The organism is Ectopseudomonas oleovorans, from assembly GCF_029845265.1.
GTDB lineage: Bacteria > Pseudomonadota > Gammaproteobacteria > Pseudomonadales > Pseudomonadaceae > Aquipseudomonas > Aquipseudomonas oleovorans.
Genome location: NZ_JAOCLK010000095.1, coordinates 1 through 2,590, shown reverse-complemented (window position 1 = coordinate 2,590; position 2,590 = coordinate 1). Strand labels below are relative to the sequence as shown.

Below are 2,590 nucleotides of genomic sequence, written 5' to 3'. Positions count from 1 at the left end.
CCCTAGCTCTAAGCTATATATAGATGCGCTGAGCAATAGGGTGATTACAGAGAATGCTCTATTGATATTTGATGGTGTCGAGGGTCTTTCTCAAAGCTGTATTGATGAGCTTATTTCATTTCTTCAGGATTATAATGCTCCAAGATTTATAATTTCATGCAAGCATGCCACGGCCCATGAGATCGCAACAAAACTACGCACTCAAGTGGGTAGGAAGTTTGTTGAGGTCAACATAGGAGGCATGAAGCGAAGTCACCTCAAGGGATTGATTGGTAAGTGGATTCCTAGTTCGGCTAAACAAAAACCAGTCGCGCGCGAGATTTTGAAGGCAGTAGACAATGCGGGAATGCCAAATAACCTGTTCGTTTACTCAATGCTTTTGTCTATCTACGAGCGAAAGCAGGGGCATTTTTCTACATATTTACATGAGGCTGATCTCGTTGAAAATTTCATCGAGGTTATTATGCACAAACATTGCATTACTAGAGAGCGTGCGCCTCAGTATAAAGATTTATTGCGATTGCTTGGCAGTATTGCTGATGAGATGGCAAAAAGTAATACGTTCGCTCTGAAGATCTCAGATGTTGATGCCATAATTGTTAAGTTTAATAGCGATATTGCACAGGATTTCTCCACTTCATCGTATCTCAATCCGATTTTAGCAAGTGGTGTGATTGAGCGTTCCGAGGATAGGTATCGATTTAGTCAGGCTTGTTTCTTTGATTATGTGTATGCGAGGTATCTCAGCAATAGAAGACCTTCGTACCCTGAGCTCCATATGGCTATCAATTTCCTGCGCTTCAATAAGGTAATTGAGTACATGTCGGCTATTTCAAAAGAAGATACTGATCTTTTGGATTTCTGCCAGCGGCTAACTAATGACGCTTGGGCATTGTGTGTTGAATCAGAAAGAGTCACTGATCTGAAGACCGCAGCGGAGGAGCTTCAGGAGGCTGCTCAGTCAGACATTTTGGATGAGCTAAAAGAAGAGTCTATTGACAAAGCCCTTGGCCATGAGCCGCCAAAGGAGCATGAAATTGATGAGGAATTAGATAACACTAGGCCGCTGAGAGAGTGCCCGCAGAACGGAGAGTCGCGCGCCAATTGGGATGACTTGCACGGAGCAACTCTTTTTCAATCATCACTCTCTTTGTATGCGCGTGTATTCCGCGCAGCTGAGCACGTGACTGATCGTGCAGTAGCTGATCAGCACTTCTCAAGTGCCTTAGACTTCTATCAAAAAACGATAGCTTTAAATACACGTCGGTTCCAAGAGAAGTTGCGGCCAATAGTTTTAGATAAATTGGTTGCGCACTCTAAATATCAAGAGCTTCCAGTTGCTCAGAGGAAGAAGGCTACCGAGCGCATTGATGCTTTTCTTAATTTTCTTATAGCGGCATTTCCTAACTTTGCCGTTTCTATGATGGCTGCTGATCTTATCAATTCTAGACAGGTAGGCCGTTTGCGAGAGAAGCGATCAGAGTCTTCTGATAATCTTGAGAAGATCATAATAACTTATGCGCTGTGCGAAATTGACGGCGTTAGCACTCTTGATGAAATCACATCACTAACACCCGTTAAAAGTTATGAGTACTCTTCGGTTATTATGAAGATAATTGAGCTATCGCATATGGACTTCACTCTCACCGAAGATGTGAGGGCAGAGCTCATAGCTCATGCAAGATCGCTAATGAAGAATAAGATCGCTAGGAAGCTTGTAAGTGATCTGTCAGAGATATCAACAAAAATCACTGAAGACCTGCTTGGGATTGAGCCATAGTAATGACTTTTGACATTAATGTTGTGGCGACAGGGTTGGTTGCGCCCTGTGCTGTGCTCGTGGTTAAAACTTTACTTGATTTCAGTCTATCGCATTACTTTGTGAAGTACCTGTATTGGCTGCCTGTCAGGGGATTCTTTCGTGAGAGGCCACCCCAGATATCAGGTAAGTGGGAGCAAATTTGGGAGGCGCCGGACAGTCCTAGTTTTAAGGATATTACCCAGAGGCATAGCTATACACAAATCAAGCAGTTTGGGAGATATCTTTATGCGGAGTTTGACGCAAAGGGTAGAACCTATTGTATATTTGCCACTATAAAGAATTCGTACATTACAGGCGAATGGTACGATCAAAGTGATAGGCACGCATATTTCGGAACGTTGCAGCTGAAAATTATCGATTCCGATAGCATGGCGGGACTCTATATCGGTCATTCTCAGCGTACTGGACGTGTTTCAAGCGGTGAGTGGAGTTGGAGTCGTTCCACGACTTGATCCCCCTTCAGCCTCAGCTTATTTGTATGAGTATTCCTGAGCCTACAAGCGTTACTACCATGAATGGTGTCAAAGCCCAAGATCAAGCATGGATCTAAGTCTCAGCAGCTCCTTTGGCACAAGCCGGATGGGAAGGTTGGCCAGGATGGCGCACGTAAGATGATCACAAAGCTGGCGTAGGACTCGAAAGTGCAAACGGTTCATGGTGCGGAGTGCACCTAGTAATGGGCGCTCACCGGTTTCAATGTTAAGCAGCAGTATGCCTACCAGTTCTGCGAGGCCATCAGCGCTCACCTGGTTCGGTAACTCTGTTGCC

The 2,590-nt window shown here is 44.6% G+C and carries 1 protein-coding gene; it reads left to right on the top strand.

Going from position 1 to position 2,590, the window contains the following annotated elements:
- A partial coding sequence (locus tag N5J71_RS22190; protein ID WP_279917662.1) for an NACHT domain-containing protein occupies positions 1-1,780 on the top strand: 1,780 nt, incomplete at its 5' end.
- Positions 1,781-2,590 lie beyond the last annotated feature (810 nt).